The sequence below is a fragment of the Tropicibacter sp. S64 genome (genome assembly GCF_049803835.1).
Classification (GTDB): Bacteria; Pseudomonadota; Alphaproteobacteria; order Rhodobacterales; family Rhodobacteraceae; genus Pacificoceanicola.
Genome location: NZ_JBNAGK010000007.1, coordinates 35375 through 57552, shown reverse-complemented (window position 1 = coordinate 57552; position 22178 = coordinate 35375). Strand labels below are relative to the sequence as shown.

At 65.9% G+C, this 22178-nt stretch carries 20 protein-coding genes; 9 read left to right on the top strand and 11 right to left on the bottom strand.

The genetic code is table 11. From position 1 onward, the window contains the following. The first annotated feature begins 58 nt into the window (after positions 1-58). Positions 59-784 (top strand): fused DSP-PTPase phosphatase/NAD kinase-like protein, encoded by a 726-nt coding sequence (locus tag ACP159_RS12595; RefSeq protein WP_425100073.1) that lies wholly within the window; start codon positions 59-61, stop codon positions 782-784. A 12-nt stretch (positions 785-796) separates the two neighbouring features. Further along, entirely contained in the window at positions 797-2569 is a 1773-nt protein-coding gene (locus ACP159_RS12590) for an ABC transporter ATP-binding protein (protein WP_425100072.1), read from the top strand. Positions 2570-2572: 3 nt separating this feature from the next. Here ACP159_RS12590 and ACP159_RS12585 read toward each other — a convergent pair whose 3' ends face one another. From ACP159_RS12585 to ACP159_RS12565, 5 genes are all read right to left on the bottom strand, one after another. After that, positions 2573-3517, bottom strand: coding sequence for a dihydroneopterin aldolase (locus tag ACP159_RS12585; RefSeq protein ID WP_425100071.1), 945 nt, complete (start codon positions 3515-3517; stop codon positions 2573-2575). A gap of 99 nt (positions 3518-3616) precedes the next feature. Next, positions 3617-4174, bottom strand: a complete 558-nt coding sequence (locus ACP159_RS12580; RefSeq protein WP_425100070.1) for a cell wall hydrolase — start codon at positions 4172-4174, stop codon at positions 3617-3619. Between the two features lie 161 nt (positions 4175-4335). Continuing rightward, a complete protein-coding gene (locus ACP159_RS12575) occupies positions 4336-5520 on the bottom strand; it encodes an NAD(P)/FAD-dependent oxidoreductase (protein ID WP_425100069.1) in 1185 nt (394 codons plus the stop codon). A 175-nt stretch (positions 5521-5695) separates the two neighbouring features. Then, positions 5696-7069, bottom strand: a complete 1374-nt coding sequence (locus ACP159_RS12570) for an L-serine ammonia-lyase (RefSeq protein WP_425100068.1) — start codon at positions 7067-7069, stop codon at positions 5696-5698. Positions 7070-7186: 117 nt separating this feature from the next. Beyond that, positions 7187-7912: a glutathione S-transferase family protein gene (locus tag ACP159_RS12565; RefSeq protein WP_425100067.1), complete on the bottom strand. Its 726-nt coding sequence runs from the start codon at positions 7910-7912 to the stop codon at positions 7187-7189. A gap of 109 nt (positions 7913-8021) precedes the next feature. Between ACP159_RS12565 and ACP159_RS12560 the strand changes: the two genes are divergently transcribed. The 3 genes from ACP159_RS12560 (at position 8022) to ACP159_RS12550 (ending at position 9999) form a co-directional block, all read left to right on the top strand. Beyond that, positions 8022-8630 (top strand): VPLPA-CTERM sorting domain-containing protein, encoded by a 609-nt coding sequence (locus ACP159_RS12560; protein ID WP_425100066.1) that lies wholly within the window; start codon positions 8022-8024, stop codon positions 8628-8630. Positions 8631-8732: 102 nt separating this feature from the next. Beyond that, positions 8733-9512 carry a ribose-5-phosphate isomerase RpiA gene (gene rpiA, locus ACP159_RS12555; RefSeq protein ID WP_425100065.1) on the top strand — a complete coding sequence of 260 codons (780 nt, stop codon included), beginning with the start codon at positions 8733-8735 and terminating at the stop codon, positions 9510-9512. Then, positions 9487-9999 (top strand): hypothetical protein, encoded by a 513-nt coding sequence (locus ACP159_RS12550; RefSeq protein WP_425100064.1) that lies wholly within the window; start codon positions 9487-9489, stop codon positions 9997-9999. Before rpiA ends, ACP159_RS12550 begins: the two co-directional genes overlap by 26 nt. Positions 10000-10071: 72 nt before the next feature. On the opposite strand, the gene ACP159_RS12545 is transcribed toward ACP159_RS12550, so the two are convergent. From ACP159_RS12545 to ACP159_RS12525, 5 genes are all read right to left on the bottom strand, one after another. Continuing rightward, positions 10072-11160, bottom strand: coding sequence for an ABC transporter ATP-binding protein (locus ACP159_RS12545; protein WP_425100063.1), 1089 nt, complete (start codon positions 11158-11160; stop codon positions 10072-10074). A gap of 16 nt (positions 11161-11176) precedes the next feature. After that, the gene (locus tag ACP159_RS12540; RefSeq protein WP_425100062.1) at positions 11177-12817 is read right to left on the bottom strand and encodes an alpha-amylase family glycosyl hydrolase; all 1641 of its coding nucleotides are present in this window, start codon (positions 12815-12817) and stop codon (positions 11177-11179) included. Between the two features lie 125 nt (positions 12818-12942). Then, a complete protein-coding gene (locus tag ACP159_RS12535) occupies positions 12943-14103 on the bottom strand; it encodes a carbohydrate ABC transporter permease (RefSeq protein ID WP_425100061.1) in 1161 nt (386 codons plus the stop codon). A gap of 51 nt (positions 14104-14154) precedes the next feature. Further along, positions 14155-15156, bottom strand: coding sequence for a carbohydrate ABC transporter permease (locus ACP159_RS12530; protein WP_425100060.1), 1002 nt, complete (start codon positions 15154-15156; stop codon positions 14155-14157). Positions 15157-15282: 126 nt separating this feature from the next. Beyond that, positions 15283-16548, bottom strand: coding sequence for an ABC transporter substrate-binding protein (locus tag ACP159_RS12525; protein ID WP_425100059.1), 1266 nt, complete (start codon positions 16546-16548; stop codon positions 15283-15285). Between the two features lie 320 nt (positions 16549-16868). Between ACP159_RS12525 and ACP159_RS12520 the strand changes: the two genes are divergently transcribed. From ACP159_RS12520 to ACP159_RS12510, 3 genes are read left to right on the top strand one after another with little or no spacing between them, the layout of a single operon-like run. Further along, positions 16869-17894 (top strand): LacI family DNA-binding transcriptional regulator, encoded by a 1026-nt coding sequence (locus ACP159_RS12520; protein WP_425100058.1) that lies wholly within the window; start codon positions 16869-16871, stop codon positions 17892-17894. Positions 17895-17905: 11 nt separating this feature from the next. Then, positions 17906-19225: a GH1 family beta-glucosidase gene (locus tag ACP159_RS12515; RefSeq protein WP_425100057.1), complete on the top strand. Its 1320-nt coding sequence runs from the start codon at positions 17906-17908 to the stop codon at positions 19223-19225. A 1-nt stretch (position 19226) separates the two neighbouring features. Continuing rightward, the gene (locus tag ACP159_RS12510) at positions 19227-20189 is read left to right on the top strand and encodes an ROK family protein (RefSeq protein WP_425100056.1); all 963 of its coding nucleotides are present in this window, start codon (positions 19227-19229) and stop codon (positions 20187-20189) included. A gap of 82 nt (positions 20190-20271) precedes the next feature. Here ACP159_RS12510 and ACP159_RS12505 read toward each other — a convergent pair whose 3' ends face one another. After that, the gene (locus ACP159_RS12505) at positions 20272-21831 is read right to left on the bottom strand and encodes a calcium-binding protein (RefSeq protein WP_425100055.1); all 1560 of its coding nucleotides are present in this window, start codon (positions 21829-21831) and stop codon (positions 20272-20274) included. Between the two features lie 167 nt (positions 21832-21998). Here ACP159_RS12505 and ACP159_RS12500 point away from each other — a divergent pair, with 167 nt between their 5' ends. Further along, positions 21999-22178: a YqaE/Pmp3 family membrane protein gene (locus tag ACP159_RS12500; protein ID WP_425100054.1), complete on the top strand. Its 180-nt coding sequence runs from the start codon at positions 21999-22001 to the stop codon at positions 22176-22178.

The window sequence follows — 22178 nt, the reverse complement described above, 5'->3', positions numbered from 1 at the left end:
TTGCATGAGGCCGCCCGAGCCCTTACATCCCGCCCCTGATGATGACAGGTAAGGCCTGATGCTGCGTAAACTCTGGACCTCGCTCGACAATGCGGAGCGCCGCTTCCGCCGGTCGTGGGGCAAGGACATCTCGACGCCATCGGCCCGGCGGCTCTCCAAGCTGCATTACCACCTGTTCGACCACGCCTTCCTGCGCATCTTCTGGACCAACTTCTGGCCAGTGGCCCCGGGCGTCTGGCGCTCCAACCAGCCGACCCACGCGCGGTTCGAGAAATACGCCGCCATGGGCATCCGGACCGTGGTGAACCTGCGCGGCGAGGACAAGCACGCGCATTACCTGTTCGAGAAGGAAAGCGTCGAGGCGCTCGGCATGACCCTCGTCAATGCCAAGCTCTGGGCCCGCGAGGCCGCCCCGCGCAAACGCATCGTCGCGGTGATCGACGCCCTGCGGGAGGCGGAAAAACCGCTGATGTTCCATTGCAAGAGCGGCGCGGACCGGGCCGGGTTCGTCGCGGCAATGTACCTGATGGTCTTCGAAGGCGCCTCCATTCAGGAGGCGAAGAAGCAGCTCGGCCTCAAGTACATCCACCTCGATTTCACCGCGACCGGCGTGCAGGACTACATCCTTGACCTCTACGAGGCGCGGCTGTCCCTCGGATCCATCGGCTTCGAGGACTGGATTCGCAGCGAATACGCGGCAAAGCCGATCCAGGCGGCCTGGGAGGCGCGCAGACCGGCGGCCGAGACGGCCCGGGCCCTGATGGACGCGGCCCATGCCGCGTGACACAGTGACGGCATGAGCCGCAAACCGAAGGATCCCAGAAAGCAGATCGCGCCCGACGCCGCGCGCGGGCTGTTCCTGTGGCTCTGGCGGGGGTATCTCAAGCGCTACACCGGGCTGATGATCATCGCGATGATCTTCATGTCGCTCGAAGGGGCGATGTTCGGCATGCTGTCCTACATGATGAAGCCGATGTTCGACGATGTCTTCGTCGGCGGCAACGCCTCGGCGCTGACCTGGGTGGCCTTTGCGGTCATGGGGATATTCGCCGTCCGTGCCGTGGCGGGGATCGTGCAGAAGGTGCTGCTGACGCGGATTTCGCAGCTGTCCATGGGCGTGATGCGGCAGGACATGCTCGATCACATCATGGCGCAGGACAGCGGCTTTCACCAGATCAACGGGCCGGGGCTGATGATGCACCGGGTGGAGGGCGACGTCTCCGCCATCGGCCGGGTCTGGACCACGCTGATCACCGGCGCCGGGCGCGACGCGGTGGCGCTGATCTCGCTGTTCTGGGTGGCGCTGACCATCGACTGGCGCTGGACGCTGGTGGCGCTCGTCGGCGCGCCGCTGCTGGTGATCCCATCGGTCTTCCTGCAGCGCTACGTCCGCGCGACGTCCCGGGTGCTGCGCGACGTGACCGCCGCCATGTCGACCCACCTCAACGAGGTCTTTCACGGCATCACCCCGGTCAAGCTCAACACCCTCGAAGGCTATCAATCGAAACGCTATCGCAGCCTGACCAAGGGCCGCGTCCGGTCGGAAACGAAGGCGGCGGCGGGCAAGGCCGCCCTGCCCGGCCTGATCGACATCATGAGCGGCATCGGCTTTGTCGGCGTGCTGTTCTACGGCGGCAACGAGATCCTGTCGGGAACCAAGACCGTCGGCGATTTCATGGCCTTCTTCACCGCCATCGGCCTCGCCTTCGAGCCGCTGCGCCGGCTCGGGGCGGTCAGCGGCGCCTGGCAGCAGGCGGCGGCGAGTCTCGAGAGGATCAAGGGGCTGATGGACACGCAGCCCGCGCTGCAGGACCCGGTCTCCCCGGTGCCCCCGCCGCAGGGCGTGCCCCGGATCGAACTCAAGGACGTCCACCTGAGCTTTGGCGACGCCCCGGCGCTGCGCGGCGTGACCCTGACCGCCGAGCCCGGCCAGACCACCGCCCTCGTCGGCGCCTCGGGTGCGGGAAAGTCCACGATCTTCAACCTGTTGACCCGGCTATTGGACACCGATCAGGGGGAGGTTCTCATCGGCGGCGTCGCCACGAAGGACATGAAGCTGGCGGACCTGCGCCGCCTGTTCTCCGTGGTCAGCCAGGACAGCCTCCTGTTCGACGAAACCCTGCGCGAGAACGTCGTTCTGGGGCAGGACGTGCCCGACGAGAAGCTCCTGCCAGCGCTCGAAGCCGCCCATGTCACCGACTTCCTGTCCCGGCTGGAACACGGTCTCGACACGCCCGTCGGCCCGCGCGGGAGCAACCTGTCCGGGGGCCAGCGCCAGCGCGTCGCCATCGCCCGCGCCTTGCTGCGCGACACGCCGATCCTGCTGCTGGACGAAGCCACGAGCGCCCTCGACGCCCAGTCCGAAGCGGTGGTCCAGGCGGCGCTGGAACGGCTGTCGCAGGGGCGGACCACGCTGGTCATCGCCCACCGCCTCGCCACCATCCGCAGCGCGGGAAAGATCGTCGTGATGGACCAGGGCCGCGTGGTCGACCAGGGGACACATGATGAATTGATCGCCCGCGACGGCCCCTACCAGGACCTCTACAGGCTGCAGTTCGACACGGACTGACCGTCAGCCCGCGAACAGATCCGCGCCCGGAGCCACGCTGCGCATCAGCACCTCCGCGCCTTCAGGCAGGGGCTCGCCGATCACCACCAACTCGCAGGCCTCCATTTCGCCCGCGAACCAGGCCGCCAGCGCCACGGAATCGCGCGGCTGCGCCTTCGGACCCTGCGTCGCGTCCAGCACGATCTTCGACGGTGCCCAGACGCAGATCTGGCCGTTCTTCATCGCCCAGTCGAGTTCCGTGCGCGTCGCGACCACCTTGCAGCGGAAATCCCGCGCCGCCAGCATCCAGCCGTTCTGCTCGATGGACAGCAGGTCGATCCGCCGCTGGGTCATCTTGTGCCCGGTCTGGGGCGCCGGCAGATCGGGACGTCCGACGCAGAAGATCACCGGCTCGCGCTTCGCCGACAACGTGTCGATCCAGTCGCCCAGACGCGGGTCCATCATCGCGGCGTTGGAGATGTAGACCACCCGCGGATGCGGCCGCTCCTGCGCCACTTCCCCGGCCATCGCCTTGAGGTGCTCGCCGAAATCCCGGCGGCTGCGCACGATCTCGACCCCGAGCGCCCCCGGCCCCCGGTCCAGCTTCTCGATCCGCACGAAGGCCCGCGCCGCCTGCGGCTCCAGCAGGATGCGCTCCGCGATCCGCTCGGCCAGCGTCTCCAGGAGGTTCAGCCGCTCCGCCGCGAGCTCATGGGCAATCGCCTCGGTCACCCGGTCGTAGGACAGGATTCGATCGACGTCGTCCTCGATGGTCCCGGTCAGCGGGATCACCTCGACCACGACGTTGAACTGAAGCCGCTGCGTGGTGCCGCGCTCCGCCTGGAATGCTCCGATCTCCGCCTCGACCACGTGATCGCGCAGGCTGATGCGGTCGCGCGGCTCGTCGCCCGCGGTGGCGATGGCGCGCTCCGATGGATGCGCGAAGGCGAGGCGGATTTCATCGGCCATGTGAAAGCTCCCGGTCATGGGCGGTCTGGCACCGTCAATACGGTCCTTGGTCCCGAGCGCCCCGCGAGAGGCGTCCTTTCATGGCGTCATAGCGACCAATCAGCGGCTGTAGAACAGGTGCGTGCCGATCTTTGCCGTCTTGCGGAACTTTTTTGCCCATGTCGGGCGCACGGCCGTCGTGTGGTAGAAGGTCGCGCCTTGGGTCAGCGGACGCGGCGCGCCCTGCAGCATGATCCGCGCAACCTTGCCGACGCGTTCCCAGGCGGCGGGCTCGGTGATCCGCTCCGGACGGCCATCGCAGGTATAGGTGAACTGGCAGGCGAATTTCTTGCCGGTGCCCTGGTTGATCACGCCGCAGACGGAATTAGGATAGCGCGGGCTGTCGACGCGGTTCAGGATGACCTCGGCAACGCCGAACAGACCTTTTGCGGTCTCGCCCCGCGCCTCGAAATAGAGCGCTTCGGACAGGCAGCGCCACTCGGCCCCACCCTGCGCGCGCGGCTGGCGGGCGAGCCAGTCATTGGAGTAATTGAGCCTGGAAGAGCCGGCACCGACCTCAAGCGCCACGGGGGTCACGAGATCGCCGAGATGCGCCGATCCGGCGCGGCCGAGAGCCTTCTGTTCCATCAGGTAGAGGCGCTTGGCGGTGGTGTTCATCTCCGCCTGGGCGGGAATCGCGGGAATCGCAAGGGTTAGTGCTAGAAATAAGGAACGCCACATCGACTTGTGTCTTTTCGCTGTTTCGCGCCCCGAAAGGTCATTCCGGAACTCGTGCCCTATAGCGGAAGAGTCAAATTGCGTAAAGTTTGAGCGGTTTTTTAGGTTTCCACTGCGTCAATGTGCCGGCCCGCAGCGACGGCGGAGGACCAGGCCCATTGGAAATTGTACCCCCCGAGCCAGCCGGTGACATCGAGCGCCTCGCCAATGAAATAGAGCCCCGGAACAGTCTCGGACATCATGGTCTTCGAGCTGATCCCCCGGGTGGAGACGCCGCCCAGCGTGACCTCCGCGGTGCGGTAGCCCTCCGAGCCGGTGGGTTTGAGCGTCCAGCCGTGCAGGGTCTCGGACAAGGCGTCGATCCGCCGGTCGGCGAGGTCCGCGAGATTGCCCGAAAGGTCCATCTCCTGCGCCAGCAGCGAGACCAGCCGCGCGGGCATGAGTGCGCCAAGCTCCGTGGTCAGCGCCCGCCGGCCGTGTGTCCCGCGCTGTGCCCGCAGATGCGCCGCGAGTTGCTGCCCCGGCAACAGGTCGATGCGGATCTCCTCGCCCTCACGCCAGTAGGACGAGAGCTGCAGGATCGCGGGACCGGAGAGGCCCCGATGCGTGAACAGCAGCGCCTCGTCGAACCCGGTGCGCGCGTTGAACGCCCGCACCGGCAGCGAGACACCCGAAATCGGCGCAAACCGCGTCTTGTCGAAGGTCAGCGGCACCAGCGCGGGGCGCGTTTCCGTCACGGAGTGGCCGAACTGCCGGGCAATGTCATAGGCCAGCCCCGTGGCCCCCATCTTCGGGATCGATTTGCCGCCGGTCGCCACGATCAGGTTCTGCGCTGTCACCGTCTCCCGTCGCCCCTCGCGGTCGAGACTGGCGTGGAACAGCCCGCCCGCATGGCGCAGCCCCTTCACCTCGGTCTGCAGCCAGAGCCGCGCTTGGGCCCGCTCCATCTCATCGAGGAGCATCGCCACGATCTGCGTCGCCTTCTCATCGCAAAACAGCTGCCCCAGCGTCTTTTCATGCCAGGCGATGCCGTGCCGTCCGACGAGATCGAGAAAATCCCATTGGGTATACCGCGCCAGGGCGGACTTGTGAAAATGCGGGTTCTCGCCGAGGAAGGCGCCCGGCGCACAGTGCATATTGGTGAAGTTGCACCGCCCGCCGCCGGAAATCCGGATCTTCTCGCCCGGCGCCTTGGCATGGTCGATAAGCAGCACATCGCGACCGGCATAGGCCGCCGCCATGAGGCCCGCCGCCCCGGCCCCGAGGATGAGTGTCTTCACCTGCATCCCTGCGACGTGTCACGAGCCGGGCGCACGTGCAAGAGCGGGCACGGGTCCCTGGCTTTCTTCTCTTGGAAAATACTCGAAAATCCTGACCTGACGGTGCACGCCACGCCGGAGACCAGCCCCAAAAGCCTTCCAAGGCTTTTGCAAAACGCTTCGAAGCGTTTTGCCGCCCGCCTCAGCAGTTTGGCACGTTCACTGCCAGACCGCCCAGGGACGTCTCCTTGTAGTTCTCGTGCATGTCCCGTCCGGTCTGACGCATGGTCTCGATCGCCGAATCCAGCGGTACGAAATGCGTGCCATCCCCGCGCAACGCCAGCGAGGCAGCCGAGACCGCCTTGATCGACCCAAGCCCGTTGCGCTCGATGCAGGGTACCTGCACCAGACCTTTCACCGGATCGCAGGTCATGCCGAGGTGATGCTCCAGCGCAATCTCCGCCGCATTCTCGATCTGCTCAGGCGTGCCGCCCATCACCGCGCAAAGCCCCGCCGCCGCCATGGCCGAGGCGCTGCCGACCTCCGCCTGACAGCCCGCCTCCGCGCCGGAAATCGACGCGTTGTACTTCACCAGCCCGCCAATCGCCGCCGCCGTCAGCAGGAACTCAGGCACCTTGGAGGCCGTCGCCCCCGGCACGAAGTCGAGCCAGTAGCGGATCGTCGCCGGCACCACACCTGCCGCGCCGTTGGTCGGTGCCGTGACCACCTGCCCGCCCGCTGCGTTCTCCTCGTTCACCGCCATGGCATAGCAGCTCATCCAGTCGTTGATGGTATGCGGCGCGGTCAGGTTCATCCCACGCTCCGCCAGCAACTGGTCATGGATCGCCTTCGCACGCCGCTTGACCTTCAGCCCGCCGGGCAGGATGCCCTCGCCTTCCAGCCCGCGCTGGATGCAGCCGTTCATCACCTCCCAGATCCGGGCAATGCCGCTGTCCAGCCCCTCCGCGGGACGCCGCGACAGCTCGTTTGCCCGCTTCATGCCTGCAATGCTCAGCCCGGACGCCTTCGCCATTTCCAGCATCTCCGCCGCCGACTTGAACGGATAGGGCACCGGGTCGCCCTCGTCCGTATCCTTGCCCGCAGCAAGCTCCGCCTCCGTCAGGACAAAGCCGCCCCCGACAGAGTAATACGTTTCCTGCAGGATCACGTCGCCCTGCCCGTCCAGCGCGCTCAGGATCATCCCGTTGGCATGGCCGGGCAGCGCCGGGCCGAAGTCGAACTTCAGGTCGGTCTCCGGGTTGAACCGCAACGGCGGCAGTCCCTCCGGCGTCACCTCCCCCGTCTCCCGGATCCGCGCAAGACAAGCCTCTGCCTTTTCCGCGTCATAGCTCTCTGGCACGAACCCCGCGAGCCCCAGCACCGTGGCCCGGTCAGTTGCGTGTCCCACACCCGTGAAGGCCAGCGAGCCGTGCAGCGAGGCTTTCAAACCATGCGCAGCGAAGGGCGCCGCCCGCAGGCGCTCAAGGAATTTCGCCCCGGCCACCATCGGCCCCATGGTGTGTGAGGACGACGGGCCAACCCCCACCTTGAACATGTCGAAGACGGACAGAAACATGCGCATTCCCTTTCGTGTCTTGCCCCTGCATACGGCGTGTTCGGCCCGTTGCGCGACACGAAAGCGACAGGATGCCGGGAACTTGCGGCGGCCCGCTGCGCAATCGAGCGCCGCCCGTCAGAGCGCCGAGCCCTCCGGCGGTTGGCAGGTCTGCGGATCGGTGAACGGTCGCGGCCCAAGCCCCTCCGCACGGGCGACGGCCTGTGCGGATTCCCGCGCCTCGAAAGCCGCCGCCATGCCCCTCAGCGCCGCATATGCGCCGAGATCGAACCATCCGGTCTGCCCCTCCGGATAGAGACCGCACCACCGCAGAACCGCCGCGGCATAGGCGTCGATCACCGACGGCGCCGCGCCGCCGAAATACACCGCGCCGGTCGGCGCCAGCCAGCCCTCCAGCTGCGCCAGCGCCCGGGGCAAGGTCATGAACGCCTCCCCCGGACCGCGCAGCGTGTCCCGCAGGGCCTGCCGCGCACCGGCATCGCGCCCCACGTATTTGCCCGGGTAGAAGCTCATGCGCAGCATCGGGTGCAGCGTGTTCGACAGGAAGAACAGACGATGCAGGAACGCGCCCCGCTCCGGGCTGTCCACCGCCGGGGCCATGCGCCGGTGCCTGTCCGCCAGCCAGAGCAGGATCGCTCCGGTCTCGGCCATCACGCCATCCGGCGTCTCCAGCGCCGGGATCAGCCCCGCCGGGTTTAGCGCCCGGTAGGCCGCACTGCCCTGCGCCCCGCTGGCGCGATCCACCAGCCGGGTCTCGTAAGGCAGCCCAAGCTCCTCCAGCACCAGCCGCACGATCATCGAGGCATTGTCCGGGGCGTAGTGCAGGATCAGGGACTCGGGCATGGCAAGGGCTCGCAGCAGTTGGCTCCGTTTCGGTTGACTCGTTGCACCACGGCCCGATAGCCTTCAACCATTAATTTCCAGGCTAAAATCATTCGGATCGGAGACGGCCATGCGCTCTCTTGCCCTGCTTTCCCTCATGCTCGTCGCCGGTGGTGCGTCCGCCGCGACCTTTGCCGACATCGACATGACCAGCCAGACCTTCGAGCGGCTGACCAACGGCACAAGCGTCGCGACCGGCACCTCGAACGGCATCGGCTGGTCCATCACCCCCGGCGGCTTTGCCCTGCTGACCGGCACAGCCAGCTACACCATCGGTGCCGACACCTACGTCTATGACGATGTGCACATGGGTGACACCTTCGTCATCACCTTCGACCAGGCGATCACCAGCCTGCTGTTCCTCGCGGTGAACGACAACTCCTCGGCGGTGCGCAAATCCGGGATCGACCTCGGCTTTGCCGCCTCGGACTCCGCGACCTTCGTGCAGGAAGGCACCGCCTATATTATAAGCGATCTGGCCGGGTACATACTCTACGAGTTCGCCGCCCCGGTGCTCACCGTCGAAGGGCTGAACGTGACCGACGTGGAGGAGGGTTTCGACATCAGTTTCTTCGCCAACGCGGTGCCGTCTCAGGTCCCGCTGCCCGCCAGCGGTCTCCTGCTCCTCGGCGGGCTGGGTGCCCTCGCCGCGCGACGCCGGAAACCGCGGGCGCGCTGAGCCGTCCCGACCCGGCCGGTGCACGCCGGTCGCGGCGAATTGGCACTCGCCTGCCGCGGGTCCAGGGCCTATAACGCTCGGGAAACCCTGACAGGAGCCCCCATGTCCGAGCTGTCTCCCATCGACAAGGCCAAGTTCGTGGCCGCCAAACGGGCCGCCGCCTTCGTCGAGGATGGCATGCGTGTCGGCCTCGGAACCGGCTCCACGGCCGCCTGGCTGGTGCGCTGCCTCGGCGAGATGGTCCGCGAGGAGGGCCTTCGGATCAAGGGTGTGCCGACCTCCACGCGCACTGCGGACCTCGCCCGCGACGTCGGCATCGACGTGATCAGCCTCGACGAGGCGAAGTGGCTCGACATCACCATCGACGGCGCCGACGAGTTCGACGGCAACCTCAGCCTCGTCAAGGGCGGCGGCGGGGCGCTGCTGCAGGAGAAGATCGTCGCCACGGCCTCCGACCAGATGGTGGTGATCGCCGACGCGGCGAAAGAGGTGGAGAACCTCGGCAGCTTCCCCCTGCCGGTGGAGATCATCCCCTTCGGCTGGCGCACCACCCAGACGCTGATCGAGGAAACGCTGGTCTCCATGGACGTCATGGGCCGCCAGACCAGCCTGCGCATGACCGGCGAGCGCGCCTACATCACCGACGAGGGCAACCACATTCTGGACCTGCACCTCGGGCGCATCGGCAACCCCCGCCAGCTGGCCATGGTGCTGAACCAGATCCCCGGCGTGGTGGAGAACGGCCTGTTCATCGACATCTGCGACCAGGTGGTCATCGGCTACGGCGACGGCCGCGTCGAGGTGCGCGACATCAACAACGGCACGGTGGACGAAGGCCGCGTGGACTTCGTCGAGGATGACAACCTATTCCGGGACATCTGAGCGGGTGATCACCGACCTTACCCTCTTCGCCGACTACCACCAGCTGTACCTCATGGACGACGCCGAAGTGGACCTCGCGCCGGAGCGCTGGACCACCGACGACATGCTGCGCAGGACGGTCTTCGGCGGCGATCACATCGTGGTCTTCACCGCCCGCAACATGGACGTGCCGCTGCGCGTGGAGATTCTGCCGGAGGCGCCGCCGCTGGAGCTGACCGGCTGGGATCACATCGTCGACGGGGCGATCCGATGCGCCTCGGGGCGGCTGATCGCCATGGGCTGCACGGATTTCGAGCCGGATGCGGCCCGCCTGCCCCTCGCCCCGGGCACATACCGGGCGCGGGTGTCCATGACCGGGCTGGACAGCCTGTCCGAAGACGGTCTGGACGGCGAAGACCGCTACCGCGTCCAATTCTGGCCCGGCCCGCCGCAGGAGACCCGGGTGCGGCGGATGCACGATCCGGAGGCCGGACCGGACCTCCCGTAGGCCGGGGCTGCGCCCCGGCTGCCGGTTTCTTTCAAAGAAACCGGACCGAAGTCTTTGCAAGACTTCGTCGCCCTACCGATACAGCAGCGATTTGCCCTCGGCGAAGAGGTGCACCTTCTCCGGCGCCGCCGTCAGACGCACGGTTTGGCCCCGCACCTCGCGGTGGATGCCCGGCAGCTTGCCGATCACCGCCTGTGCGCCGCCCTGCTTCTCGAAATACAGCAGCGTCACCTCGCCCAGCGCCTCGGTGATCTCAACCTTGCCCTCGAAGATCGCCGGTCCGTCTGCGGTCACGAAATCCTCCGGCCGCACGCCCACGTTGACCTTCAGGCCCATGTCCGCGTCTGACGTCGGATAATCAGACAGCGCCTCTCCGCCTCCGGCAAGCCTAACGCGGGTCTGTGCGCCGGTGCCGATCACCTCACCCGGCAGCAGGTTCATCGACGGGGAGCCGATGAACTGCGCCACGAACTCGCCATTGGGGCGCTCATACAGCTCCAGCGGCGTGCCCACCTGCGCGATGCCCTTGTTCGCCAGAACAACGATCCGCGAGGCCAACGTCATCGCCTCCACCTGATCGTGGGTGACGTAGATCATCGTCCGGTCGGGCATCTGCTCCTTCAACTGCGCAATCTCGATCCGCGTCGCGACACGCAGCGCCGCGTCGAGGTTCGACAGAGGCTCGTCGAAGAGGTAGACCTTCGGGTCCCGCACGAGGCTCCGCCCGATCGCCACCCGCTGCCGCTGACCGCCCGACAAGGCCTTCGGCAGGCGGTCGAGGTACGGCTCCAGCTGCAGCATCTTCGCCGCCCGGGTCACCGCCGCGTCAATCTCGCTCTGCGACTTCTTCGCCAGCTTCAGCGCGAAACTCATGTTCTCCCGCACGGTCATGTGCGGGTAAAGGGCGTAGCTCTGGAACACCATGGCAATGCCGCGCTGCGCGGGTGGCACGTCGTTGACCACCACGCCGTCGATCTGCAACTCGCCGCCGGTGATCTTCTCCAGACCGGCGATCATCCGCAGCAGGGTCGACTTGCCGCAGCCGGACGGGCCGACGAAGACGATCAACTCCCCCTGCTCGATATCGAGGTTGATGTTGTTGAGCACGTTGACCGTGCCGCCGTAGGTCTTCTCGACGTTGGTCAGCTTCAGATTGGCCATGTCTCCCCCTCCTCCCTTACGCCTTGGGCGTGTGCTTGAGTGCCAGCGCGGGCTGCCACGGCCCGAGATGCAGTTTGCCGTCCGGCGCCGGGCCGGTGCTGCCCAGTTCGATCCCGATCTGGTGCCAGTCTCCCTCCGGCATCTCGATCGTGTAGGGATCGCCCGAAAGGTTCACCGCGACGAAGATCTCCTCACTCTCCGACTTGCGGGTGAAACAGACCACGGTGCCCTCGGCCCGGACGGTGTCATGCGTGCCCTTGACCAGCGCCTCATGCGAGTGCCGGAAGTGGATCGCCTTGCGGTAATGGTGCAAGAGCGCCCCCGGGTCCTTCTCCTGCTCCGACACCGCCCGCGGCAGGTGGTCATGGCTGACCGGCAGCCACGGGTGGCCGCTGGAGAAGCCGCCGTTCTGGTTGTTGTTGTCCCAGACCATCGGCGTGCGGCAGCCGTCGCGGCCCTTGAACTCCGGCCAGAACTGGATGCCGTAGGGGTCCTGCAGGTCCTCGAAGCGCAGCTCCGCCTCCGGCAGGCCCAGCTCCTCGCCCTGGTAGATGCAGACCGAGCCGCGCAGGCACATCATCAGCGTGGTATAGGCCCGCGCCGCCGCATCGGTCAGCTTCCAGCGCGAGATGTGGCGCGGCACGTCGTGGTTGGAGAAGGCCCAGCAGACCCAGCCTTCCGGGGCCTTCTCGTCAACCGCGCCCATCACCTCGCTGACGTATTGCGCCGTCGGCGGCACCGAGGAGAGCAGCTCGAAGGCATAGCTCATCTGCACCTTGTCGCCGCCGGAGGTGTACTCGCCCAGGATGTCGAGGCCATACAGGTCGTCCCCGACCTCGCCCACCGCCGCCGCGCCGTACTGGTTCATCAGCGTCCTGAGCTTGCGCAGGAACTCGAGGTTTTCCGGGCGGTTCTTGTCGTACTGGTGATCCTGCCAGGTATAGGGGTTCGCCGCCGGGGCAGTGATCGGGTTGCGCCGCTCTGCTGGCAGGGCCGGGTTGTCGCGCAACTCCTGATCGTGGACGTAGAAGTTGATCGTATCGAGGCGGAAGCCGTCCACCCCGCGCTGCAGCCAGAACTCCGCCACTTTCAGCAGCGCGTCCTGAACCTCCGGCTCGTGGAAGTTCAGGTCCGGCTGGGTGGTCAGAAAGTTGTGCAGGTAATACTGGCACCGCTGCGCGTCCCACTGCCAGGCCGAGCCGCCGAAGATCGACAGCCAGTTGCTCGGCGGTGTGCCGTCCGGCTTGGCGTCGGCCCAGACATACCAATTGGATTTCGGATTGTCCTTCGACACCCGGCTTTCCGCGAACCACGGGTGGTCAATCGACGTATGCGACAGCACGAGGTCGATCATCACCTTGACGCCCAGCTGATGCGCCATGGAGATCAGAGCGTCGAAATCCGCGAGGCTGCCGAACATCGGGTCGACATCGCAGTAATCGCTGACGTCATAACCGAAATCCCGCATCGGGGAGGTGAAGAACGGCGAAATCCAGATCGCATCAACGCCCAGCGAGGCGATATGCGGCAGGCGGTTGGTGATGCCCAGAAGGTCACCGATGCCGTCGCCGTTGCTGTCCTGGTAGGAGCGCGGATAGATCTGGTAGATCACCGCGCCGCGCCACCAATCGGGGTTTTCTGTCAGGGGTCTCAGCATGGAGTGCCTCGATTGTCTTTCGTGTTTCGCTCGCCCCGGACCTGATCCGGGGCCTCATGTTCAAGGTCGCGCCTGCGGCGGGAGATCCCGGACCGCGCTGCGCTTGTCCGGGATGAGGCCTCGCCTCACTTCACCGACCCCGCCAGCAGGCCGCGCACGAGGTATTTCTGCATCGCAAAGAACACCATCAGCGGCACCGCGATGGAGACAAAGGCCGCCGTCGCGAGGATTTCCCAGTTGCCGCCGCGGGTGCCTAGAAGTTCGACGATCTGGTTGGTCATGACCGTGGTCTGGCCCGTCGCGTCGATCAGGAAGACCTTGGCGACCAGCAGGTCGTTCCATGTCCAGAGGAACTGGAAGATCGCGAAGGAGGCCAGCGCCGGGAAGCTCAGCGGCAGGATGATCTTGGTAAAGATCTGGAAATCCGTCGCCCCGTCCACCCGCGCGTTCTCGATGATGTCGCGCGGTAGGCCGACCATGTAGTTCCGCAAAAGGTAGATCGCCAGTGGCAACCCGAAGCCGGTATGCGCCAGCCACACGCCCAGGTAACCCTTGCCGATGCCGATCCCCAGATGCAGCTTCAAGAGCGGAATGAGCGCCAGTTGCAGCGGCACCACCAGCAGGCCGACCACGAAGGCCACCAGCAAGGCCCGCCCCGGGAAATCCATCCAGGCCAGCGCATAGGCCGCGAAGGCGGCGATGACGATCGGGATGATCGTGGCAGGCACCGTGACGGTCAGCGTGTTGAAGAAGGCCTTTGCCATGCCGTCCGTGTTATTGCCGGAGAACAGCACCAACTCGTAATTCTCCAGCGTGAACTCCGGCGGGCTGGTCACGGTGACAAAGACGCGCTGGCCCCGCCCCGACAGCTGCTCGTCACTGCCGCGCCAGACGTAATCGCCGGTCTCGCTCACGCTCATGCTCTCGCCGTCGCCGAGATCGGCGGTATCCCCGGCGGTAAAGGCGGACACATCCCGCGAACTCACGCCCCAGGTGCTGATCGACTTCTCACCGACCTTTTCGCCCGCCTCGGTGAACAGGTTGCCCTGCACCACGAAACCCGCGCCATCGGCCACGCGCCCGTCCGGATCGGCACTGCGGTACTGCACCGTCTGCTCGGAAGGAAACAGCGCCTTCCACCAGCCGGAACCGCTGATCTGGTCGGCGGTCCGGAAGGACGACACGAAAAGTCCGACCGTCGGGAAAAGCCAGAGGATCACCAGCAGCGCCGTTGCGATATGCACGGCCCAGGTGAGAGAGGACTTGGTTCCTGCGATGTTATCCATGAGCTTTCCTTTTGCGCTACCGCTTCGCTACTTGAGCGCGGTACCTCTCCCTTACCGCATCTCTTTGCGGGCGTTGTACACGTTCCAGACGAGGATCGGCGTCACCAGCACCATGATGACGATGGCCGAGGCACTGCCCACCCCCCAGTCCAGCGAGCGGAACAGCTTGTCGTACATGTAATTCGCCAGAACCTGCGTCTCCCACTGGCCGTTGGTCATGGCAAAGACGATGTCGAAGACCTTGAGCACCACCAGCGTGATCGTCGTCCAGACGACCATGATGGTGGACATGATCTGCGGCACCTTGATCTTGAAGAAGATCTGGAACGGGTTGGCCCCGTCGACGATGGCCGCCTCGATGGTCTCTTCCGGGATGCCGCGCAGGGCGGCGGAGAGGATCACCATGGCAAAGCCGGTCTGGATCCAGATCAGCACGATCATCAGGAAGAAGTTGTTCCAGAACGGAATAGTCAGCCAGGTCTGTGGATCGTTGCCCGTGAAGAACACATACAAGGCGTTCAGCACGCCAATCTGCTCGGAGCCGGGCGGGCGCGCGTCATAGACCAGCTTCCAGATCACCGCAGCGCCGACGAAACTGATCGCCATCGGCATGAAGATCAGCGATTTCGCGATGTTGCCCCACTTGATCCGGTCCGTCAGCTGCGCCGCCAGCAGACCGAAGGCGGTGGACATGGCGGGCACCACGATCAGCCACAGCATGTTGTTGCGCATGGCCTCCCAGAACTTCGGGTCGGCCATCATCTGGCTGTAGTTGTCGAACCCGACGAAGGCGCCGCCCGCGTCGCGATCGGTCAGCGACAGGCGGAAGGTCTCGAATACCGGGTAGGCGAGATAGAGTGTCAGGGCAAAGAGCGCCGGAAACAGGAACAGCCAGGGCCGGATCATGTTGGCGCGGTTGATGTTGCGCCCGGCGTTCGGCCCCTTCGCGGGGTAGAGCACCTTGTCGAGGAACTGGTTGGAAAAGTAGAAATAGGCGAGGCACCCGCTGACCCCGATGACAATGGTCAGAATGCCCTGAAGTGCCGGATGCATCGCGCCCTCCCCCGCCGCCAGGCGGCAAAAATCTTTCGAGATTCTTGCAAAACCCATCCACGGATCTTGCAGCGCACCCCTCCCCGGGTGCGAAAGGCGGCCCCCGCAGGAGCCGCCCCCGTCCGCTTACTTCAGCGCGTCCCAGCTGGCCTGGATCTCGTCCGCCACGGTCTGCGCGTCCTTGCCACCGGCGTAATCGACCATGCCGGTCCAGAACGAGCCCGCGCCCACGCCGCCCGGCATCAGGTCGGAGCCGTCGAAACGGAAGGTGGTCGCGCCCAGAAGGATCTCGTTCATCTTCTTCAACGTCGGGTCGGAGAAGGCATCCGGGTTCACGCCCTTGTGCGGGGTCAGGAAGCCCTTCTGCGCCATCCACGCCTCATGCGCCTCGACGGTTTCGAGGAACGCGATGAACTGATGCGCCGCGTCGTTCTCGCTGGTGATCGCCCAGAGCGTGCCCGCGCCGAGCACCGGAGCGCCGAGGTCCTTCTCCGCGTAGGCCGGGAAGTAGAAGAAATCCACATCCGTGCCGACCTCGGTGCCTTCCGGGAAGAAGGCCGGGATGAACGACGCCTGGCGGTGCATGTAGCACTGCGGCGGCGCGTCGAAGAGGCCCTTCGGCGAGTCGCGGAAGTCGGTGGAGGCCACGGCACCCCGGCCGCCCGCCACGCGGTTGTCCTCGATGAACCAGCCGAACTCCTCGATGGCGGCCACCACCTTGGGATCGTTGAACTTCAGCTCGTTGGACACCCAGGCGTCATAGTCCTCGGGGGACTGCGTGCGCAGCATCATGTCCTCGACCCAGTCGGTCGCCGGCCAGCCGGTCGCGCCGCCGGAGCCCAGACCGATGCACCACGGCGTCTCGCCATCGGCCACGATCTGGTCGGTCAGCGCCTTGAGCTCTTCCATGGTCTGCGGCACCTCGTAGCCCGCATCCTCGAAGTTCTCCGGGATGTACCAGACCAGCGATTTCAGATCGACCTTGTAGAAGAAGCCGTAGAGCTGATCGTTGCCGTCGGCGTCCGCGTAGGTGCCCAGATCGACCCAGCTCTGCCCGGCCGCGTAATTGTCGCGGATCCAGTCGGCGGTGCCGTCCTTGAGCGGCGTCAGGAAGCCGCGCTTCGCCATGGTCGCGGCAAGGCCGGGCTGCGGGAACACCGCGATGTTGGGCGCGCTGCCCGCCTCGGCGTCCACCACGATCTGCTGCTCGAAGCTGTCGGAGCCGACATAGCTCACGTCGAGGCCGGACTGCTCGCGGAACAGGTCGAGAACCTTCTGCACCTGCGCCTCGTCCGGGCCCGTCCAGGGGCCGGCGATGGTCAGGTCGGCCGCCTGCGCGGAGCCGGCCATCATGGCCAGCGCGGCCACGCCAAGAAGATAGTTGCGTTTCATGAATTCAGACCTCCCGATGTCTTTTTTCGTCTTCATCGTTTTCCCGTCATCTCCGTGCACACGAACGACAATCTCCCTGAACGTGCGCATCCCGGTTTGACATGGGCCAGTCGCGCTCAAAGGCAAACCGGAGTTTTACCAAAGCGCTTTGGATACCGCAGCAATCGCCCGATTCTCGCTTCCTGTCAATCGCGCCCATGCAAAATCCGCTTTATTCTTATGCTGCAGTGCAGCCAGAACCGGATCTTCTGCAAATATTTCCTACAAAAATGAGTCGCGCAAACCTTTACAAATCCAAACCGCTTTGGTTCCTATGAGTCATGAACCTGAAGGAACTCTCCGCTCACCTGGGCCTGTCCCCCACAACCGTCAGCCGTGCGCTGAACGGCTATCCGGAGGTCAGCGAAACCACCCGGGCGCGGGTGGAGAAGGCGGCGCAGGCGCTTGGCTACAGCCCGAACGCCCGGGCGCAGGGCCTGGCCACGGGCCGGGCGCGGGCCATCGGGCATATCCTCCCGGTCTCGCACCAGCACGAGATGGTGAACCCGATCTTCGGCGATTTCGTGCAGGGCGCGGCGGCGCTCTATGCCCGGCACGGCTACGAAGTGGTCATCAGCCTTGTCGAGGACATCAAGGAAGAGGCCGCCTATCGCGCGATCAAGGCGCGTGGCAACGTCGACGGCATCATCGTGCATGGCCCCCGCATGGCCGACGCCCGCATCGGCCTCCTGCAGGAGCTGAACATGCCCTTTGTCGTGCATGGCCGCGCCTCGGACATCCATACGCCCTACAGCTGGCTCGACACCAACAACCACCGCGCCTTCCGCCGCGCCACGGACTTCCTGCTGGACCTCGGACATCGCCGCATCGGGCTGGTGAACGGCCTGGAGTTCATGGACTTCGCCCACCGCCGTCGCGCCGGCTTCGAGGAGGCCCTGCTCGCCCGCGGCCTCGCCCCCGACCCGGCGCTGATGCGCTCCGGCGAGATGACCGAGAACTACGGGTTTGCCTCTGCCGATGCCATGCTGTCGGGCGCGGCACCGCCCACGGCCTTCCTCGTCTCCTCGATGATCGCCGCCATCGGCGTGCGCCGCGCCATTCAGGACCGCGGCCTGACCATGGGCCGCGATGTCTCCGTCATCACCCATGACGACGACCTGAATTACCTGCGCAACGGCATCGACGTGCCAATCTTCACCGCCTCGCGCTCTTCCGTGCGGCAGGCCGGGCGGCTGGCGGCGGAGATGCTGATGAAATTGATCGAAGACCGGGGCCTGCCCCCGCAAACCCACCTTCTCGAAGCCGAGCTGATCATCGGCTCCTCCACCGGCCCCGCGCCTCTCTGAGAGTTCCTCCCATGTTGTTCACCCGCAAGGATTTCCCCGAAGGATTCGACTTCGGGGTTGCCACCTCCTCCTACCAGATCGAAGGCAGCCGTTTCGGCGGCGCCGGGCGCTGCCAGTGGGACGACTTCGCCGCCACCCCGGGCAACACGAAAAACGCCGAAAACGGCAGTATCGCGGTGGACCACTATCACCGCTACGAATCCGACCTCGATCTCGTCGCGGCGGGCAATTTCGACTGCTACCGCTTCTCCACCTCCTGGGCGCGGGTCATGCCGGACGGCTTCACGGTCAACCCCGAGGGCCTCGACTTCTATGACCGCCTCACCGACGCCATGCTGGCGCGCGGCATCAAGCCCTGTGCGACGCTCTATCACTGGGAACTGCCGGTTCCGATCCTCGACCGGGGCGGCTGGCGCAACCGCGACATCGCCGACTGGTTCGCGGAGTACACCCACGCCATCATGTCCCGCATCGGCGACCGGATGTTCTCCGTCGCCCCGATCAACGAACCGTGGTGCGTGGCCTGGCTTTCGCACTTCCTCGGCTACCACGCGCCCGGCCTCAAGGACATCCGCGCCACCGCCCGGGCGATGCACCATGTCCTGCTCGCCCATGGCCGGGCGATCCAGACCATGCGCGACCTCGGCATGACGAACCTCGGCGCGGTGTTCAACTTCGAATGGGCCGATCCGGCGGACCACAGTCCGGAAGCGGCGGAAAAGGCGGCGCTTTATGACGGCATCTACAACCGCTGGTTCCTCGGCGGGGTGTTCAGGGGCGAGTACCCGGCGAATGTCCTCGAAGGTCTCGGCCCGCATATGCCGGACCGCTGGCAGGACGATTTCCCCACCATCACCACGCCAGTGGACTGGTGCGGCCTCAATTACTACACGCGCAAGCTCATCGGCCCGGACGGCGGCGCGTGGCCGGGTCTGAAGGAAGTCGAAGGCCCGCTGGAAAAGACCCTCATGGGATGGGAGATCTACCCCGAGGGGCTCTACAATTTCCTCACCCGCACCGCACGCGAATACACCGGCACCTTGCCGCTGATCGTCACGGAGAACGGCCTCGCCTCCCCGGACGTGATCGAGAATGGCACCGTGGACGACCCCCAGCGCAGCGCCTACATCGAAAAACACCTGCAGTCGGTGCGGCGGGCGATTGCCGAGGGCATCCCGGTCAAGGGCTATTACCTGTGGTCCCTGATGGACAATTACGAGTGGGCCTGCGGCTACGAACAGCGCTTCGGGTTGGTCCACGTCGATTTCGACACCCTTGAACGCACGCCCAAGGCGTCATACCACCAACTGGCACAGAACCTGAGGCGCTGACATGACAGAACCCCTTGCGGTCGTGGCCGACATCGGCGGAACCAACACCCGCGTGGCCTTTGCCCGTGGCACCACGGTGCAGATGCACACGGTCAAACGCTACCGCAACGCCGACCAGCAGGGGATCGAGCCGATCCTGAGCGATTTCCTCTCCGGCTCCGATGCGAAGCCGGAGGCGGTCTGCGTCGACATGGCCGGACCGGTGAAGAACGGCGTCGGGCAGATGACCAACCTCAGCTGGACCATCGCATCGGAGGCCATCGCCGAGGCCACCGGCGCGCATACCGTTTCCGTGATCAACGACCTGCAGGCGCAGGGCTTCGCTGTCGCCCACCTCGACGCGTCATCGCAAAAGCCGGTCCTGCCGGGACGCCCCGCGGAACCCGGCGCGACGCGCCTCGTGGTCAATGTCGGCACCGGGCTGAACATCGCGATCGTGTATTACATGAACGGCCACACCTTCGTGCCCGCCGCCGAAGCGGGGCACATCAACATGGCGCCGCAGACCGATCTCGAACACCGGCTGAAGGACTGGGTCGCGGCGAAACACGGCACGCCGGGGATCGAGGACGTGCTCTCCGGGCGCGGCTTCGAACGCATCCACGCCTTCCTTTCCCATGAGGCAGGCGACACCGCCACCCCGCTGGACGCGAGCGCCATCATGGAGGCCTTCGGCAACGGCGATCCCCGCGCGACGCAGGCGGCCAAGCTGTTCGTGCGCTTCATGGGCCGCTATGCCGGGGATATGGCGCTCGCCACCCTGCCCTTCGGCGGCATCTACCTCGTCGGCGGCGTGGTCCGGCACTTCGGCCCGCACCTGCTGAGCCTCGGCTTTGCCGAAAGCTTCGCCGACAAGGGCCGCTTCGGCCCCTACATGACGCAATTCCCGGTCCATCTCGTGGACGACGACTACGCCGCCCTCACCGGATGCGCCGGGCATCTGGCGGAGCGGCTGGCCGGGTAGAGGCGCGGGCCGCGGCCGCACCAGGGAGCCAGGGGGGCTTGGCCGGGCCGAACCTGCCCCCGTTCCAGGTCAGGGGCGGTCGTTACCCGGCGAGCAGCAGGTTGCTGCCGTCCAGCACCGCCATGTCGACATTCTGGAGCGTCAGCGTCCCGCCCCCCGGCGCGGTGATGACCACATCCGGGCCGACCTGCACCATGGCGTCGTAAAGGTCCTGCCAGACGGCGAAACCCGCCGCCGGGCTGACCTGCACCACGTCGCCCTCGCCCAGCGGGTCGAAATCGGTGATCACCGCCGACCCGAGGTGCCGGAACAGGAAGGTATCGGCCCCCGCCCCGCCGGTCACGGTGTCATTCCCCATCTCGGACTCCAGCCAGTCGTTGCCCGCTCCGCCATCCACGGTGTCTTCGCCCTCGTAGACATGGACGGTATCATCCCCCGGCCCGGCGTCTATGAGACCATCCGCAAAGGACCGGATCAGGTCGTTGCCATCGCCGCCCCGGATCGTGTTGTAGACCCCGCCGCCGGTGATCGTGTCATTGCCGGTGCCGCCGGTCAGCACGTTCGTGCCGTCCCGGTCCCAGATCACCCCGTCGCCGGGGCCCCCGGACAGGGTGATCGTGTCGTTGCCCTGCACATCCACCAACGTGTCGTATCCGCCGCCCGACTTGATCCAGTCGTCGCCCGGACCGCCCTCGATCCAGGAACTGCCAAAGTCGTCCTTTACCTGTACCGGCCCGCGGCTGTCAGGGATGAAGAACCCGTTCCCGCCGCCATCGAAGATCACGTCGTTGCCGGGTCCGCCGTCCACGAAATTGCTGCCAAGCCCGCCTTCCAGCGTGTCGTTGCCGGGTCCGCCGATCACCCGGTCGTCACCGGCACCCGCAATGATCGTATCGTGGCCGTCTCCGCCCTGAAGGCTGTTGTTGCCCTGCGTATCCTCGATGACGTCATTGCCGGGGCCACCCCCGATGAAGTCGTCGCCGCGACCACCGAACAGGAAATCGTATCCCCAGCCGCCAAGCAGCGTGTCGTTGCCCGCGCCTCCTTCGACAAAGTTCAGGCTGCCGCCGTTGGCATAGATCCAGTCGTCTCCGTCACCGCCGTCCACGGAATCCTGCCCGCCGCCGGTGAAGATCGTGTCGTTGCCCGGGCCGCCATTGATGTAGTCACCATCTGCGCCAGGGCCATACTCGTCATCGTCGCCGCCCCAGATCCTGTCGTCGCCGGGACCGCCGTAGAGCGAATCCGCACCCCGACCGCCGGAAATCGTGTCGTCGCCAGGCCCGCCGTCCACCCAGTCGTAGCCAAGCCCGCCGGACAACTCGTCGTCACCGTCTTCGCCCAGAAGGCTGTCGTTCCCTGTGTTTCCGAACAGGTGATCGTCGCCCGCCGCGCCGAACAGCGTGTCGTTTCCGGCGTCGCCCCAGGCCCAGTCCGGCCCCAAAGCGCCCCGCACGAGATCGTCACCGGCATCCGAGACGATGACTGTCTCCGGCCAAAGCCCCCAGAGCGTCTCCCCCGCCGGCGTCCCGGTCACGGTTGCCGTCGCCCGGATTGCATCCACCTGCGGATGAGGCGTGATCTGGCGGACGAGGACTGCCTGCGTGACATCCGTCCCATCCGGCTTGCGCTGGTGCTTCATAGGTACCCCTTTCCTGACAAAATCTCCGCCAGCTCCATGCCGACGGGCGAGGTATGGACCATGCCGCCAAGGCTGTCCTTGACACCGATCAGGAACCTTTCCGCTGTCCGCCGCGTTGACAGACCAAAGGAACACTTCACTCCCGCGAGACGGAAAGGACACCTCCCATGGATCTCATCCGCATCATCTTCGCCATCATTCTCCCGCCGCTCGGCGTCTTCCTGCAGGTCGGTTTCGGCAAGCATTTCTGGCTGAACATCCTGCTGACCCTTCTCGGCTACATCCCCGGCATTGTGCATGCGATCTGGATCATTGCCCGCACCGGCTACGAGCCGCAGAAGGCCTGA